The sequence below is a fragment of the Vitreimonas sp. genome (assembly GCF_035627415.1).
Lineage (GTDB): Bacteria > Pseudomonadota > Alphaproteobacteria > Caulobacterales > Aquidulcibacteraceae > Vitreimonas.
Window position 1 is genome coordinate 34,356 of record NZ_DASPLU010000026.1, and the last position, 13,603, is coordinate 47,958.

At 66.5% G+C, this 13,603-nt stretch carries 17 protein-coding genes; 13 read left to right on the forward strand and 4 right to left on the reverse strand.

Going from position 1 to position 13,603, the window contains the following annotated elements; translation table 11 throughout:
• Positions 1 to 40: 40 nt before the first annotated feature.
• On the reverse strand, positions 41 to 2,635 hold the full coding sequence (clpB, locus tag VEA80_RS14010) for an ATP-dependent chaperone ClpB (RefSeq protein WP_325061378.1): 2,595 nt from the start codon (positions 2,633 to 2,635) through the stop codon (positions 41 to 43).
• Positions 2,636 to 2,758: 123 nt separating this feature from the next.
• Between clpB and VEA80_RS14015 the strand changes: the two genes are divergently transcribed.
• Positions 2,759 to 3,289, forward strand: coding sequence for a hypothetical protein (locus VEA80_RS14015; RefSeq protein WP_325061379.1), 531 nt, complete (start codon positions 2,759 to 2,761; stop codon positions 3,287 to 3,289).
• 62 nt (positions 3,290 to 3,351) lie between these two features.
• Positions 3,352 to 3,840, forward strand: a complete 489-nt coding sequence (locus VEA80_RS14020) for a hypothetical protein (RefSeq protein ID WP_325061380.1) — start codon at positions 3,352 to 3,354, stop codon at positions 3,838 to 3,840.
• On the opposite strand, the gene VEA80_RS14025 is transcribed toward VEA80_RS14020, so the two are convergent.
• A complete protein-coding gene (locus VEA80_RS14025; protein WP_325061381.1) occupies positions 3,837 to 4,010 on the reverse strand; it encodes a hypothetical protein in 174 nt (57 codons plus the stop codon). The two genes, VEA80_RS14020 and VEA80_RS14025, sit on opposite strands and share 4 nt — an antisense overlap.
• Before the next feature lies 1 nt (position 4,011).
• Entirely contained in the window at positions 4,012 to 4,857 is an 846-nt protein-coding gene (locus VEA80_RS14030; RefSeq protein WP_325061382.1) for a universal stress protein, read from the reverse strand.
• A 137-nt stretch (positions 4,858 to 4,994) separates the two neighbouring features.
• On the opposite strand from VEA80_RS14030, the gene VEA80_RS14035 reads away from it, so the two are divergent.
• The 6 genes from VEA80_RS14035 to VEA80_RS14060 are packed head-to-tail and all read left to right on the forward strand — an operon-like array spanning position 4,995 to position 8,986.
• On the forward strand, positions 4,995 to 6,437 hold the full coding sequence (locus VEA80_RS14035; protein ID WP_325061383.1) for an NAD-dependent succinate-semialdehyde dehydrogenase: 1,443 nt from the start codon (positions 4,995 to 4,997) through the stop codon (positions 6,435 to 6,437).
• Positions 6,434 to 6,685, forward strand: a complete 252-nt coding sequence (locus VEA80_RS14040) for a hypothetical protein (RefSeq protein WP_325061384.1) — start codon at positions 6,434 to 6,436, stop codon at positions 6,683 to 6,685. The genes VEA80_RS14035 and VEA80_RS14040 overlap by 4 nt, the downstream gene beginning before the upstream one ends.
• On the forward strand, positions 6,682 to 6,966 hold the full coding sequence (locus VEA80_RS14045) for a GIY-YIG nuclease family protein (protein ID WP_325061385.1): 285 nt from the start codon (positions 6,682 to 6,684) through the stop codon (positions 6,964 to 6,966). The genes VEA80_RS14040 and VEA80_RS14045 overlap by 4 nt, the downstream gene beginning before the upstream one ends.
• 9 nt (positions 6,967 to 6,975) lie before the next feature.
• Positions 6,976 to 7,872, forward strand: coding sequence for a PhzF family phenazine biosynthesis protein (locus tag VEA80_RS14050; RefSeq protein WP_325061386.1), 897 nt, complete (start codon positions 6,976 to 6,978; stop codon positions 7,870 to 7,872).
• Between the two features lie 2 nt (positions 7,873 to 7,874).
• Positions 7,875 to 8,729: a sterol desaturase family protein gene (locus VEA80_RS14055; RefSeq protein WP_325061512.1), complete on the forward strand. Its 855-nt coding sequence runs from the start codon at positions 7,875 to 7,877 to the stop codon at positions 8,727 to 8,729.
• A 47-nt stretch (positions 8,730 to 8,776) separates the two neighbouring features.
• Positions 8,777 to 8,986, forward strand: coding sequence for a hypothetical protein (locus VEA80_RS14060; protein ID WP_325061387.1), 210 nt, complete (start codon positions 8,777 to 8,779; stop codon positions 8,984 to 8,986).
• A gap of 6 nt (positions 8,987 to 8,992) precedes the next feature.
• Here the strand turns inward: VEA80_RS14060 and VEA80_RS14065 are convergent, their stop codons facing one another.
• Complete coding sequence (locus VEA80_RS14065; protein WP_325061388.1) at positions 8,993 to 9,391, reverse strand: VOC family protein; 399 nt, start codon at positions 9,389 to 9,391, stop codon at positions 8,993 to 8,995.
• 217 nt (positions 9,392 to 9,608) lie between these two features.
• Between VEA80_RS14065 and VEA80_RS14070 the strand changes: the two genes are divergently transcribed.
• The 5 genes from VEA80_RS14070 (at position 9,609) to VEA80_RS14090 (ending at position 13,597) form a co-directional block, all read left to right on the forward strand.
• Positions 9,609 to 9,866, forward strand: coding sequence for a YjhX family toxin (locus tag VEA80_RS14070; protein ID WP_325061389.1), 258 nt, complete (start codon positions 9,609 to 9,611; stop codon positions 9,864 to 9,866).
• A gap of 78 nt (positions 9,867 to 9,944) precedes the next feature.
• Positions 9,945 to 10,313 (forward strand): BlaI/MecI/CopY family transcriptional regulator, encoded by a 369-nt coding sequence (locus VEA80_RS14075; RefSeq protein WP_325061390.1) that lies wholly within the window; start codon positions 9,945 to 9,947, stop codon positions 10,311 to 10,313.
• Complete coding sequence (locus VEA80_RS14080) at positions 10,303 to 11,727, forward strand: M56 family metallopeptidase (protein ID WP_325061391.1); 1,425 nt, start codon at positions 10,303 to 10,305, stop codon at positions 11,725 to 11,727. The genes VEA80_RS14075 and VEA80_RS14080 overlap by 11 nt, the downstream gene beginning before the upstream one ends.
• Before the next feature lie 38 nt (positions 11,728 to 11,765).
• Positions 11,766 to 13,286, forward strand: coding sequence for a GMC family oxidoreductase (locus VEA80_RS14085; protein WP_325061392.1), 1,521 nt, complete (start codon positions 11,766 to 11,768; stop codon positions 13,284 to 13,286).
• Positions 13,283 to 13,597, forward strand: coding sequence for a hypothetical protein (locus tag VEA80_RS14090; RefSeq protein WP_325061393.1), 315 nt, complete (start codon positions 13,283 to 13,285; stop codon positions 13,595 to 13,597). Before VEA80_RS14085 ends, VEA80_RS14090 begins: the two co-directional genes overlap by 4 nt.
• The last annotated feature ends 6 nt before the right edge of the window (positions 13,598 to 13,603 follow it).

Below are 13,603 nucleotides of genomic sequence, written 5' to 3' on the forward strand. Positions count from 1 at the left end.
GCGCCTTCTGACTTCTGATTTTCTGACTTCTGGCCTCCGCCTAAGCCGCTGCTTGGTGGCTGGCGCCGTTGAAGAGGAAGTCGTTGCCGTCGAAGCTGACGACGACGTGGTCGTCGTCCTTGATGCGGCCCTCCAAAATCAGTCGCGCCAGCGGGTCCTGCACGTCCTTCTGGATCACGCGTTTCAACGGCCGCGCGCCCCAGGCCGGATCGTAACCGCGCTTGGCCAATTCCGCTTTCGCGCGCGCGTCGAGCTCCATGCTGATGTTGCGCGCCGCGAGCAGCCGATCCAGCCGCTTCAGCTGGATGTCGACGATCGCGCTCATCTGCGCGCGCTCCAGGCGCTTGAACAGGATGATCTCGTCGATCCGGTTGAGGAATTCCGGCCGGAAGCGCATGCGCACTTCGTCCATCACCGGCTTGCGCACATCCTCGACATCGGCGCCCTCCGGCTGCTCGGCGAGATATTGCGCGCCGGCGTTCGAGGTCATGATCAGGATCGTGTTCTTGAAATCGACCGTGCGGCCCTGGCCGTCGGTCAAGCGGCCATCGTCCAGCACTTGCAGGAGGACGTTGAACACGTCCGGATGCGCCTTCTCGATCTCGTCGAACAGAATCACCTGATAAGGCCGGCGCCGCACCGTTTCCGTGAGCGCCCCGCCTTCCTCGTAGCCGACATAGCCGGGCGGCGCGCCGATCAGCCGCGCGACCGAGTGCTTCTCCATGTATTCCGACATGTCGATGCGCGTCAGCGCATGTTCGTCGTCGAACAGGAATTCGGCGAGCGCCTTGGTGAGCTCCGTCTTGCCGACGCCGGTCGGGCCCAAGAACATGAACGACCCGATCGGCCGGTTCGGATCCTGCAGACCCGCACGCGCGCGCCGCACTGCGTCCGCCACCGCGCGCAGCGCCGGCTCCTGGCCGATCACGCGCCCGCGCAGCTGATCTTCCATCGCCAGCAGCTTGGCCTTCTCGCCTTCCAGCATTTTCTCGACCGGCACGCCGGTCCAGCGCGACACCACGGCAGCGATAGCCTCGGCGTCGACGACCTCCTTCACCAGCCCGCCGCCGTCGCCGCCCGCCTTCTCGGCGTCGGCGATCTGCTTTTCGAGCTGCGGAATGCGCCCGTACTTCAGCTCCGAAGCGCGCGCGAGATCGCCGCGGCGCACGGAGTCGTCATAATCCTTCTGCGCCCGCTCCAGCTCTTCCTTCGACTTCGCGGTGACCTGCAGCTTCTGCTTCTCCGCGCTCCATGCCGCAGTCAGCTCGGCCGAGCGCGTCTCCAGCTGGGCGATCTCGTCTTCCAACTTGCGCACCCGTTCCTGCGAGGCCGGGTCCTTCTCTTTCTTCAGCGCTTCCAGCTCGATTTTGAGCTGCAATGTGCGCCGGTCGAGCTCGTCCAGCTCCTCGGGCTTGGAATCCACCTGCATGCGCAAACGCGAGGCCGCCTCGTCCATCAGATCGATCGCCTTGTCCGGCAGGAAGCGGTCGGTGATGTAGCGGTGCGACAGCTGCGCCGCCGCCACGATCGCCGCATCCGAAATGCGCACGCCATGGTGCTGCTCGTAGCGATCCTTCAGCCCGCGCAGAATCGAAATCGAATCCTCGACGCTCGGCTCCTCGACGAACACCGGCTGGAAACGCCGCGCCAACGCGGCGTCCTTCTCAACGTGCTTGCGATATTCATCGAGCGTCGTCGCGCCGACGCAATGGAGTTCGCCGCGCGCCAAGGCCGGCTTCAGCAAGTTCGAGGCGTCCATCGCCCCTTCGGTCTTGCCGGCGCCGACAAGCGTATGCAGCTCGTCGATGAAGAGGATGATGCCGCCCTCGGCCGATTGCACTTCGGCCAGCACCGCTTTCAGCCGCTCCTCGAACTCGCCGCGATATTTCGCGCCGGCGATCAGCGCGCCCATGTCGAGCGCCAAGAGCTTCTTGTGCTTCAGGCTCTCGGGCACATCGCCATTGACGATGCGCAGTGCGAGCCCTTCGGCGATCGCCGTCTTGCCGACCCCCGGTTCGCCGATCAGCACCGGATTGTTCTTGGTCCGGCGCGACAGCACCTGAATGGTGCGGCGGATCTCCTCATCGCGGCCGATCACCGGATCGAGCTTGCCCTTGCGGGCGTCTTCGGTGAGGTCGCGCGCGTACTTCTTCAGCGCGTCGTATTGATCCTCCGCCGAGGCCGACTGCGCCGTGCGGCCCTTGCGCAGCTCCTGAATAGCCGCTTCCAGCTTCTGCGGCGTCAGCCCCGCCTTCTTCAGAATGTCGGCGGCCTTGCCGTCGGCGATGGCGAGGCCGAACAGCAGCCGCTCGGCCGTCACATAGCTGTCGCCGGCCTTGGTCGCCGCCTGATCGGCGGCGTCGAGCGCGCGCGTGAACGAGGTCGCCGCATAAAGCCGGTCGCCGCCGCCCTGCACCTTCGGCAGCGCTTGCACGGCCCTGTCAGCCTCCTCGGCGGCGGCGCGCGCGTTGGCGCCGGCATTGGTCAGCAATTGCGCCGCGAGACCTTCGCGGTCATCCAACAGCGCTTTCAGCAAATGCTGCGTTTCCAGCTGCTGGTTCTGTTCGCGGATGGCGATCGTCTGCGCCGCCTGCACGAATCCGCGAGCACGCTCGGTGAGCTTTTCCAAGTCCATGATCGACCCTTACGGCGTCCCACGCCGACCTCCGTTGCGGCCCATCAACGTGGCATGAGTTGTTCTTGTGCCTAGACTTAGTGTGGCGCCAGAGGCACACAAGGGTCACGGACGAGGACAAAGATGGCCGCTGCGACCCGCCTTCTGCCGCTGCTGTTCTTTGCGCTGGCCGCCTGCGCCCAACCGACCGCGCCCGATACGAGCGGCGCGGTTCAGGAAGAAGTCGCCGAGCTTTGGACCGACGATACGCGCACCGTTCTATCCGGCGACGCCGCGCGCACGCTTGCGGGCCAATGCAGCCGCATCTCGCCTGGTCCAGTCGAGGACGTGTGGACGCCGGACGAGGCGCAAATCGAACGGGTCGAGGACGACCTCATCCTGCGCGTCGCCCGCGAAATGGAAGCGCGCGGCCAAAGCCCCTCGCCCGGCGGCTATTACCGGCAATATGCCGGCTTCATGATCGACGGACGCCGTATCATTTACGTCAACGGCGTCGACGAGAGCGCGATTCAGAACGCCAGCGGTCCGGCGCAAGCGTTCGACTGGCGCACGCAGCCGGTGCTGATCTGCGACGGCGGCGCGATCACGTTCGGCGCCGAATACGATCCCGCCACGCGGCAAGTCTCGCACTTCGCCTTCAACGGCCCGTACTGAGGTGTATTTTCCGGCTCAGACGGAGTGGTCCGTGTGTGGGGCACTCGAGGCTAGTCAAGAACATGATCATTCTCAGATCAATCGGCGCCGCTCTCGTAATTATGGCGGCCGCCTGCACGCAAGCACCAACAGGCCCCTCCTTTCGGCCGAACTCGAGCGCGATCGCCGAACATGAGTTGTTTAACAGCGCCACCTGCGGGCGTATGTCCTCGATTGCTGGCAGCAATTGGACGCCAACGGTAAAGATGATCGAGCAGTTAGAGACCGCGCTCCTCGAACGTCTGGTCCCCGAACTTGAGCTAGACGCAGCTTTCTACAAGCACGTGCAGTTCGCGCCAGAGGACTATATCAGGCGCTACTCCGGATTCAGTCTCGACGGACGCCCGCTGATCGCGATCTGCGGCGAGCGCCGCGACATGTACGAGCGCGCCGGTCAGAATTGGAGAACTAGCTATATTCCGCTTCGCGACGGCGGATCAGAGAGTTTCGGCGCGATCTATGATCCGATCACAGGTGAGATCACGTACTTTGAATTCGGCTACCATGCCTAGCCGCTAAAGGGCAGCTCGCCATAGTGCAGCGTGAAGAACGCGACGGCGGCGAGCACGATCACGATCACTCCGATCACGATCCGCTTCACGATCTTAAGCGCCACCCAGATCAGCACGATGACGAGCAGAACGCCGAGCAGGCCGTCGAAGGCGGACCAGTTGAAATCCATCTCAGTGCGCCATCAGCAGCGGCACGGTGGCGGTCCGCAGCAGCTCACGCGTCGCGCCGCCGAACACCAGCTCGCGCAGCCGTGAATGCGCGTAACCGCCCATCACCACCAGATCGGCGCCCAGCGCCGTCGCCTCCTCCAAAATCGCCAGCGAGGCCGAGCGACCCATGCTGTCGACATTGCGCACGTCCGCCGGCAAGCCGCGGCGCGACAGGTGCGCGGCGATGTTCGCGCCCGGCTGATCGCCGTGGCCGAACATCTTGGGCTTGGCGTCGACCGTCAGCACCGTCACCGCGTCGGCGAACTGCAGAATGTCGTCCGCTTCCGAAAGCGCCCGCGTCGCCTCGCGGCTCGCATCCCAGGCGACAACCACCCGTTTGCCGATGCTCTTGCCGCTCCAGCCTGGCGGCGCGATCAAGGCCGGCCGGCCGGAGTGAAACAGGACGCCTTCGATGATCTCTTCGCGCAAATCCGCGCCGGGCCCCTCCGACGGCCGCGTCATCACCGCGACATCGGCATAGCGCGCATGCACCGCCGCGACGCGGCCGAGGTCGCGCGACAGCGCCTCGGCGCTGCGCAGCTCGACCGTCCGGCCGGTGCGCCCGATCCGCGCCTCCACTTTCTTGCGTTCGGCTTCCGCCTCCTGCCGCGCCCGGCCCAGCAGCTCCGCCCACACGCCGGCGACCACGGTGGGCTCGTACGCCAGCGGCTCGTCCGGCAGCGGCGTCAGGAACGCGGCCGACAGGTGACACTCGGCGCACTGCCCCGCCAGCGTCTCGCCCAGCGCAAGCGCGGATTCATCGCCCTCGGCTTCGGACACGATGACCAGGATATCCTTCCAGCTCATGGCGCTCCTTCATAGGTGTCGGATGTCAGGTGTCAGGCTAGCACCATCTCGGAACCGCGTCAGGCATCGGGAGACAAGCGCGCGTCGATTCTGATACCTGACACCTGACACCCGACGCCTGAAAAGGAACACGCATCATGGACCTCGCGTTCCGCTCCGACGCCTATATCGCCGGCCAATGGCGCGCGAGCGAGAAGCGTTTTCCCGTCTATAACCCCGCCAACCAGCGCGTGATCGCGCACGTGCCGGACTTCGGCGCCGCCGAGACCGAAGAAGCCGTCGCCGCGGCGCACCAAGCGTTTCCGGACTGGGCGGGCAAGGCCGCCAAGGAGCGCGCGCAGATTCTGCGCAAATGGTTCGACCTGATGACCGCCGATCTCGACCGGCTCGGGCGACTCATCTCGCTCGAAGGCGGCAAACCGGTCGCCGAAGCCAAGAGCGAAGCCGCCTATGGCGCGGCGTTCGTCGAATGGTTCGGCGAGGAAGCCAAGCGCGCCTATGGCCGCGTCATCCCCTCCACCACGCCGACGCGCCGCTACGCCACCATCAAACAGCCCGTCGGCGTCGCCGCCGCGATCACGCCGTGGAATTTCCCGATGGCGATGATCACGCGCAAAGCCGCCCCCGCGCTCGCCGCCGGCTGCACCTTCGTGGTGAAGCCGCCATCGCAAACGCCGCTGACCGCGCTCGCGCTCGCCGAACTCGGCGAACAAGCGGGCCTTCCCCCCGGCGTCTTCAACGTCGTCACCGGCCATGACGCCGCCGCGATCGGCAAAGTGCTGTGCGAAAGCCCGCTGGTGCGGAAGTTCTCCTTCACCGGCTCGACCGAAGTCGGCAAGAAGCTCGGCGCGCTCTGCGTCGGCTCGACGGTGAAGAAGATTTCGCTCGAACTCGGCGGCAACGCGCCCTTGATCGTGTTCGCCGACGCCGATCTCGACCTCGCCGTCAAAGGCACGATCCAGTCCAAATTCCGCAACGCCGGCCAAACCTGCGTCTGCGCCAACCGCATCTTGGTTGAAGACTCGATCTATGACGCGTTCTCGCGAGAGCTCACCGAAGCCGTCGCCAAACTCAAGGTTGGTCCCGGCGATCAGGACGGCGTCGAGATCGGCCCGCTGATCGATGACAAAGCTATCGAAAAGGTCGAACGCATGGTTGCAGAAGCGCTCGCCTCCGGCGCAAGCGCGCTCACCGGCGGCAAGAAGCATCCCGCCGGCGCGCAATTCTACACGCCCACCGTCCTTACCGACGTCACCCGCACCATGCGTGTCAACACCGAAGAAATCTTCGGCCCGGTCGCGCCTTTGATCCGCTTCAAGAGCGAAGACGAAGCCGTCGCCATCGCCAACGACACCCCCTTCGGCCTCGCCGCCTACTTCTTCACCAAAGACATCCACCGCGCCTGGCGCGTCGCCGAACGCATCGAGAGCGGCATGGTCTCGATCAATGACGGCATCTTCTCGAACGAAGTGATCCCGTTCGGCGGCGTGAAGGAAAGCGGCCTCGGCCGCGAAGGCGGAGTTGAGGGCTTGGAGGAGTATCTCGAAACGAAATTCGTGAACTTCGGGGGCTTTGCGTGATCAAGGTAGGACCGCGCACCTATCGCGCCTTCTGGACGGGCTGCTTGGTGCTCGCGCTATTCCTAATGCTGCCGATGCTTCTAACAGTCCTAGTGAGCGTGCTCGATGAAACGTCGATGTCCATCAATTTCGACGGCTTCGCGGTGATCATTGCGTCCACCGCGATCGGAGTCATCTTACTTGTGCTTTCTATTTTCCGCTTGATGCGTCCGCTCACGCCGGCAGCCAGAACCAGCGATAAGCGATGAGCGGCTGGGCCTACGTCTACGTCCTCGGCAGCGTCCGCGGCCACGACCGCCGCACCTATGTCGGCTGGTGCGTCGATCTCGACCAGCGCCTTACCGCGCACAATGCCGGCCGCGGCGCACGCTCGACGCGCGGGCGCGTCTGGGTGCTGCTCTACGCCGAACGCCACCCCACCCGCCGCGAAGCCATGAGCCGCGAAGTCGCGCTGAAGCGCGACCGCAAGTTCCGCGCACAGCTCGCGCAAGCTCTTACCCCGCTAGGAGACGTCCCGCAGGTCGCGTAAGAAAGGCGCATGCAGCTCTCCTACGCCACCTACGACGTCTTCACCGACACGCGCTTCGCCGGCAATCCGCTCGCCGTCGTGTTCGACGCAGACGATCTCTCCGACGCGCAGATGCAAACCATCGCCCGCGAGTTCAATCTCTCTGAGACCATCTTCGTGCGCGCGCCGGACTACGCCCAGCACGAAGCCAGCGTCCGCATCTTCACGCCGACCAAGGAGCTCCCGTTCGCCGGCCATCCCACCATCGGCTGCGCCATCGCGCTGGCCGAGCGCCGCCACGCAAACGCAACGGCCGACCTCATCCTCGTGCTCGAAGAGCGCGTCGGCCCGGTCCGCTGCGGCGTGAAGCTCGATCCCGACGGCGCAAGCTTCGCCGAATTCACCGCGCCCAAACTCTCGGCCCCCGCCGGCGCCGATCCGACGCCGGAAGCCTGCGCCGCAGCGCTCGGCCTCGCCGCCGCCGAGATCGGCTTCGGCCGCCACACGCCCTCGCTCTTCTCCGCCGGCGTGCCGTTCGTGATGATCCCCGTCGCCGACACCGGAACGCTCGGCCGCGCCAAGCTCACCAGCAGCGAAACCTCCGAGGCGCTCGGCGCCACCGAAGTGTTCGTCTACACCCGCGCCGAGCGCGCCGCCGACCATGCCTTCCGCGCCCGCATGTTCGCGCCCGAGATCGGCATCGTCGAAGATCCCGCCACCGGCGGCGCGGCGGCCGCGTTCGCCGGCGTGCTGGCGCGCTTTGAAGATTTGCCAGACGGCTGGCACACGCTGCCGATCCTGCAAGGCGTCGAAATGGGCCGCCCCTCGCTGATCGGGCTCGAAGTGGAAATCGCCAGAACCGGGCTCACAGGGGTGCGCATCGCCGGCAAAGCCGTGAAAGTCAGCGAGGGCGTGCTATTTTGCTGAGCGTGCAAGCGCTGCTCACGCAAACCGGCGCGGCGTTCTGGACCGCCTTCACCGGCCTCATCTGGCCGGCGCTCGCCTTCGCGCTGATCGCCTTCATCGCCCGCGGCGGCGAAGCTTTCCGCATCGCCCGGACGGCGCTGCCGCAAGTGCGCACCAACCTTTTCCTGTTCGCGTTCGACATCGCCGTCGTCACGCCGCTCTTGCTCATGGCGCTCACCTTCACCGGGGGCTTGATGCAGCAGGCGGGCCTGCGCCTGTTCAGCGCCGATCACTGGTCAGCGTTGCCGGTGTGGCTCGTCGCCATCCTCGCCGTCTTCGCCGGCGACTTCATCGGCTACTGGCGCCATCGCCTCGAGCACACGCGCTTCCTCTGGCCGGCGCACGCCATTCATCACAGCGACGATGCGATGACGTGGACGACGGGCCTGCGCTTCCACCCGTTCAACCGCCTCACCACCGCTTTGATCGACACGAGCTTCCTCGCTCTGCTCGGCTTTCCGATCTGGGCGCTGATGCTCAACAATCTCGTGCGTCACTTCTACGGCCTCTTCATCCACATGGACCTGCCGTGGACCTACGGGCCGCTCGCTCGCCTCTTCATCTCGCCGGCGACGCACCGCTGGCACCACATCCGCGAAGCCGATGGCGCCGGCGTGAACTTCGCCACCGTGTTCTCAGTGTTTGACCAGGCCTTCCGCACCTATTGTCTGCCCGGCCCGTGCGGCGTCCCGCTCGGCGTGCGCGACGAGATCGGCCGCGGCGCGCTCGCGCAGCTCGCCTGGCCGTTCAGGGTGCTGTGGCGCTGGGCGATGCGGCGGCGCAGCTTGCCGTCCGGCGTGCAAGGCACAGCGGACTGAAACAGATCGCGGCGCGCGCACGTTGCTTCTCTTCAAGGAGAACCGCGATGCCCCAGCCGCAACCGCCCGAAGGCTTCAGCCGCGACAAGGACATGGAGCGCGTCCGCGGCCGCAAGCGCCCCGCCGACGCCGACATGGACGCCACCGACCGCCGCGCCGACCGCGCGCCCGACGAACACATCGACTATCCCGCCGATGTCGACGAAGACGAGCAGGGCGAGCCCGACCGCGACACGCTCAGCAGATCCGGCCAGTAGTGCCGCTCAGATGTCGGCGTAGATCTCGAGCAGGTTGCCGTCGGGATCGCGGAAGAACAGCGTGCGGTGGCCCCAGGCCTGATCCGTCGGCGGCTGCACGATCGCAACGCCCGCCTGCTCCAGCGCCGCGGCGCACGCATCGACATCGGCGGGCGCAACGCGAAACGCGAGCTGCAGCCCCGCCGCGCCTTGCGGCGTCGGCGCGTCGTCTGGGTTCACGGTCTTGTACGCGAGCGCCAGGATGTTGGAGCCGACACGATATTCCACCCAGCCCTCGTACAGCACCTTCTCGATCGGAAAACGCATGACCTCTTCGTAGAAGCGGCGCATCGCCGGCATGTCGCGCGCGAAGATGATGGAATAATCGATCGCACGGATGCGCGAGAGCGGCGAAGCGTCGGTCATGCTGAAATCCCCGGAAGCGCCGCAGATAGGTGCGCGCAGTGACCGCCGCAACATCGCACCGCTTGATTTCCCCGGCCCGCTCCGGCAAAAACCCGCCGCCTATGACGACCGAGATTGCCTAACGCCGCGGGCCGCGTCCGTTTGAACGCCAGCCCGCTCTGAACCCGCGCCGCTTCCGCGTGCGCGAACGCACGACGTTTCAGACCAGGCATCTCAAGTGAACATCTCCAAGCACGAGCAGCGCACGCTGCACGCGCTCGCCCAAGGCGGGCGCATCATCCATCGCAAGAACGACCGCGGCGACATCGTCGAAATCGACTGCCTCAACCGCGACGGCTGGCGGCTCGACGATTGCACCCTCGCAATCTTCGCCAAGCTGCGCCGCCGCCGCTTCATCAAAAGCGAAGACGGCGGCCCCTATCGCATCACCCGCGAAGGCCTTGCCGTCGTGCGGGCTCAGTTGGACAACCGCTGATCCGACGGCGGCCAGACAAGATTCTTGTTGACGGCAACGTTTACGCCTGTAATCAATAGCACGATTACAGGTGTAAACATGCGCGTGAGTTCCGCCGAAGGCATCGTCATGGAAGCGCTCTGGGCCCGCGCGCCGCAGAGCGCCGAAGAGGTCTCGGCCGCCGTCGCGTCCGAGCAGGGCTGGACCGACGCCACGGTCAAAACCCTGCTCAACCGCCTGCTCTCCAAAGGCGCCATCGCCGCCGACAAGGACGGCCGCCGCTATCTCTATCGGCCCGTGCTGAAGCGCGCGGACTATGTGCTAGAGGAAAGCGAAGGCCTGATCGACCGGCTGTTCGGCGGCCGCGTCTCCTCGCTGGTCACGCACTTCTCCGAGCGCGAAAAGCTGAGCGCCGAAGACATCGCCGAACTGAAGCGCCTGATTGCGGAGCTCGACAATGAGCGCTGACATCCTCGCCATCCTCGCCCGCGCCACGCTCGCCGCCAGCGCCGCGATCATCGTCGTCCTGCTGCTGCGCCGTCCGCTGCGCGCCGCCTTCGGCGCCCAGATCGCTTACGCCTTCTGGCTGCTCGTCCCGATCGCCACCCTCGCCGCGTTCCTTCCCGCGCGCCGCATTTTCGTCAGCGCGCCGGCGGCCGCCGAGTCGACGCCAACGATCGCGACCGCCCCGCCGACGGAGCAAATCAGCGCGCCGATGGCCGCCGCTCTGCCCGCATTCGATGCAACGCCGCTCATCCTCTTCATCTGGCTCACCGGCGCCGTCTGCGGCGTGCTCCTGATCTGGCGCGGCCAGCACGCGTTCTTGCGCAACGCCGACGCAGCCGGCCCCGCCGTGGTCGGCGTCTTCCGCCCACGCATCGTGCTGCCGCGCGACTTCGACCAGCGCTACACGCCGGCCGAACGTGAACTCGTTCTCGCCCACGAGCGCGCGCACATCGAGACGCTCGACGCGCAGATCAACGCCTTCGCCGCACTCGCCCGTTGCCTCAACTGGTTCAACCCGCTCGCCCACATCGCCCACGCCGCGCTGCGCGTCGACCAGGAGCTCGCCTGCGACGCGCGCGTCATGGCCCGTCACGCCAACGCCAAGCGCACCTACGCCGAAGCGATGCTGAAAACCCAGCTCGCCGCGCAAACCATTCCGCTCGGCTGCCAGTGGCCGCCGGTCGGCGCCCAACCTTTGAAGGAGCGTATCGCCATGCTCGCACGCCCCCGCCCCACCTCCATCCGCATCGCTCTTGGCGCCGCCGCCTGCGCCGCCTTGACCCTCACCGCCGCAACTTTGGCCTGGGCCGCGCAGGAGCCGCGCGTCAGCCACGTCACATTGCGCGAAACCGGCGGCAGCGCCGCTGAACGCGCGCTCGGCCGCCAGCTGATCGAAGCGCTGAATTCGGGCCAAATGACCGAGGCGCGCGATCTCGTGACCGCCGGTGCCGACGTGAACTATTACCTGCCCGGCGACGGCACGCCGCTCGTGATCGCCGCGCGCTTCGGTTCGCGCGACATGGTCGAATTCCTGCTCGCCCAAGGCGCCGACGTAAACCAAGCCGCGCCCGGTGACGGCAATCCGCTCATCATGGCTTCCGCTTTCGGTCACCTGGGCGTCGCGCAGCTGCTGATCGAACGCGGCGCGCAGGTCGACGGCGTCGTGCACGGCGATGAAACGCCGCTGATCAACGCCGCGCGCATGGGCCACCTCGAAGTCGCACGCTACCTGATCGCCCAAGGCGCTGACGTCAATCTCGCCGTCATCGCGCCGACCATCGACGGTTCCGAACGCCGCTCGCCCTTGAGCGAAGCGCGCCGGCGCGGTCACACCGAGATCGTCGACCTGCTGCGCGCGCACGGCGCGACCAGCTGACGCCACACATCCTCGTAGTCTGAAGGGAATTTTTCGCGATGGCTTTCATCGACGCCCGAACTTTGCCTGAAGCAACCGAGATCGAAGCCGATCTCGTCATCATCGGCGGCGGCATGGCCGGCATCGCCATCGCCAAGCAGTGGATCGCGAGCGGCAAATCCGTCGCCATTCTCGAAAGCGGCGGGCGCGAGATGGATATGGAAATCCAGGCGCTCTACGCCGGCGGCGGCGTGATGCGCGCGCCTGGCAACCCCGATCGCAACATCGATGACTACCTGATCCAGTCGCGTGTTCGCCGCTATGGCGGCTCTGGCAATGTCTGGGGCGGCAAATGCGTGCCGCTGGACGAAGCCGACTTTGCGCCGCGCGCCTGGATCGATCGCAGCGGCTGGCCCGTGACGCGCGCGGAGATGCAGCCCTTCTACGACCGCGCCTGCGACCTGCTGCAAATCCCCCGCTTCGACCGCGATTGGGACAGCAACCCGGATGCCGCGCGCCCGCCGCTCGCGATTGGCGATGATTTCTTCGCCGCCCCACGCGTCTTCACCGCACTCTCCGGCGAAGTCGATCGGCCTCGTTTCGACGCCTGGTGCAACGCCTTCGTCGAGGGCGCCGACAACATCCGCGTCTATCTCCACGCCAACGTCACCGCCATCCGCCTCCACCGCAACGGCCGCCAGGTCGAAGCGCTCGGCGTCGCCTGCCTCAACGGCCGCCGCCACACCGCGCGCGGCCGCGCCTATGTGCTGGCGACCGGCGGCATCGAGAACGTGCGCCTGTTGCTCGCCTCCGGCGGCATCGGCAATCACGGCGATCTCCTCGGCCGCTGCTTCATGGGCCACGTCACCTTCGGCGTCTACGAGAATGCCGACGGTCTCAACACCATGCTCTGCGTCAGCGACGGCCAGAACATGTCGCTCTACACCAACAACAGCCGCGACATCGCCCACTGCGTCATCGCCTCGACGCTCGAAGGCCAGCGCCGCTTCGGCGCCGGCAATTTCACCACCACGCTGTTCGACAGCGAAACCGCCCCGCCGCCGGAGGACGCCGCCGTGCTTGCCCTCGCCTCGCAGCTCGACGCCGGCGGCGCCAGTGCGCGGCGTCACTTCTGCTTCTTCATGTCCGAGCACCTGCCCAATCTCGAAAGCCGGCTCATGCTGGCGCCCGAACACACCGACGCCCTTGGCACGCCGCGCGTCTTCCTCGACTGGGTCTATTCCGAACGCGATCTCGATAGTCTCGAACGCTCCATCGCCGCGCTCGGCGATGCGCTCGGCGCCGCTGGCAAGGGCCGCATCCGCTGGCCGGTGGACCGCAGCTCCCTGCTCTCGATCCTCAGCATGTCGCGCCATCATATCGGTATGACCCGCATGCACCGCGATCCGGAGCACGGCGTGGTCGACGAGAATTGCCGCGTTCACGGCGTGCGCAATCTCTACATCGCCGGCACGTCGGTATTCCCGACCTCCGGCATCGCCAATCCGACCCTCACTCTGACGGCGCTGTGCTTGCGCCTTTCCGATCACCTGAAGCGCCAAATGGGAGTGCGCGCATGAGCCTGAACAAGCGAGACGTGCTGCGGGCGCTCGCCGCGCTGACCGCCGGCGCCGCCTTTCCAGCCACGGCGCAGACGGCGGCGCCGGATCTCTCCGCTGGCCGTGCGATCGGCGCGGCCTATCGCGCCGCCAATCCTGCCGTCGATTTTACCGCGCTCCGCCGCGAACTGCTGCCCCGTGGGTTCAGCTCCGATGCGGCCGCGCAACTCCGGCAACGCGTCGCCGCCGATTTCCGCGCCGCGCGTGTGTTCATGTTCAAAGGGTGGAGACTATCCGAGACCGAGGCGCGTCTGTTCGCGCTGCTGACTTGATCTCGA

Coding starts and splice junctions, on each gene's coding strand:
- clpB (WP_325061378.1), bottom strand. CDS start 2,635: ATGGACTTGGAAAAGCTCACCGAGCGTGCTCGCGGATTCGTGCAGGCG.
- VEA80_RS14015 (WP_325061379.1), top strand. CDS start 2,759: ATGGCCGCTGCGACCCGCCTTCTGCCGCTGCTGTTCTTTGCGCTGGCC.
- VEA80_RS14020 (WP_325061380.1), top strand. CDS start 3,352: ATGATCATTCTCAGATCAATCGGCGCCGCTCTCGTAATTATGGCGGCC.
- VEA80_RS14025 (WP_325061381.1), bottom strand. CDS start 4,010: ATGGATTTCAACTGGTCCGCCTTCGACGGCCTGCTCGGCGTTCTGCTC.
- VEA80_RS14030 (WP_325061382.1), bottom strand. CDS start 4,857: ATGAGCTGGAAGGATATCCTGGTCATCGTGTCCGAAGCCGAGGGCGAT.
- VEA80_RS14035 (WP_325061383.1), top strand. CDS start 4,995: ATGGACCTCGCGTTCCGCTCCGACGCCTATATCGCCGGCCAATGGCGC.
- VEA80_RS14045 (WP_325061385.1), top strand. CDS start 6,682: ATGAGCGGCTGGGCCTACGTCTACGTCCTCGGCAGCGTCCGCGGCCAC.
- VEA80_RS14050 (WP_325061386.1), top strand. CDS start 6,976: ATGCAGCTCTCCTACGCCACCTACGACGTCTTCACCGACACGCGCTTC.
- VEA80_RS14060 (WP_325061387.1), top strand. CDS start 8,777: ATGCCCCAGCCGCAACCGCCCGAAGGCTTCAGCCGCGACAAGGACATG.
- VEA80_RS14065 (WP_325061388.1), bottom strand. CDS start 9,391: ATGACCGACGCTTCGCCGCTCTCGCGCATCCGTGCGATCGATTATTCC.
- VEA80_RS14075 (WP_325061390.1), top strand. CDS start 9,945: ATGCGCGTGAGTTCCGCCGAAGGCATCGTCATGGAAGCGCTCTGGGCC.
- VEA80_RS14080 (WP_325061391.1), top strand. CDS start 10,303: ATGAGCGCTGACATCCTCGCCATCCTCGCCCGCGCCACGCTCGCCGCC.
- VEA80_RS14085 (WP_325061392.1), top strand. CDS start 11,766: ATGGCTTTCATCGACGCCCGAACTTTGCCTGAAGCAACCGAGATCGAA.
- VEA80_RS14090 (WP_325061393.1), top strand. CDS start 13,283: ATGAGCCTGAACAAGCGAGACGTGCTGCGGGCGCTCGCCGCGCTGACC.